The sequence below is a fragment of the Cryobacterium sp. MLB-32 genome (genome assembly GCF_000738085.1).
Classification (GTDB): domain Bacteria; phylum Actinomycetota; class Actinomycetes; order Actinomycetales; family Microbacteriaceae; genus Cryobacterium.
Map to the genome: position 1 here is coordinate 1 of NZ_JPRS01000666.1, position 831 is coordinate 831.

Genomic DNA, 831 nt, shown 5'->3' on the forward strand with positions numbered 1-831 from the left:
CTGGAAGTGCCATTCTTGTTGAGGAGCGTTGTAAGACGTCGAGTTTTGAAATACCAGCACGCAATTACTGTTCTCGAGGTAGCGCCTGGTCGATCCGCTGTATTTGGCCGCACCGATCGCGAGACGTCCAACGTTGTACGTTGCCGGTACAGTCCACGATCCGGAGTTTGTGGTTGAACCCGTCTTGCTAGAACCGATGGTCACCCCTACGTCCGCTTTGACGGACGCGATCACGTTGCTCACCGAGATTCCGGTCGTAGCGGTGATACTTCCGCTGACGGTGAAACTGGTAGACGTGCTGATGCCGAGCGTTACGCCCGGGCCTCCGGTAACGGAACTGTTCGCTTGGGAAGCTTGAACGAAGGGTCCACCTGTGGTGCTTGACTGGTAAACGACTCGACTTCCCGAACAGAGGCTTTGAGGACTTGGATCGGCCGCCGTAGCCGAGGTGGCTCCCACCACCACCACCATCACGGCGGTGACGATTACAGTTGCTACTGTTTTTTTCATTTCCCCAATTTTCTTCACTGGACCGGTATGGCTACCAGCCAGAAGGCAACATCCTCTGGAACGTCCAGTGAGACGCTGAGAGGACCATCTCCGCGGGACAGCGGAATGCTGCCACTGCTGGAGAAGCGAGTGGAGCAAGGCCCCGAATAGAAGGTGCTCGTGGTGACCGTAAACGTATTCGATGGCTCGCACGATACGAAGAATTTGAGTGCTTTCGTTGAGGGGTCGGGCCTTTCGATCGTGAACTTTGTCGGGCCCGTTCCCTGCTCATGAATGATCGGCGAGATCTCCCCCTCCACGAAATCAGTCGAGTCGGGGTTT

General features: G+C 56.1%; 2 protein-coding genes. Both read right to left on the bottom strand.

The window, feature by feature from the left end; genetic code table 11:
* On the bottom strand, positions 1–528 hold a 528-nt coding region (locus JF66_RS23390), incomplete at its 3' end, for a hypothetical protein (RefSeq protein WP_156109993.1).
* Positions 525–831: hypothetical protein (locus JF66_RS24830; RefSeq protein ID WP_231556548.1), on the bottom strand; the 307-nt coding region annotated here is incomplete at its 5' end. The genes JF66_RS23390 and JF66_RS24830, both read right to left, overlap by 4 nt.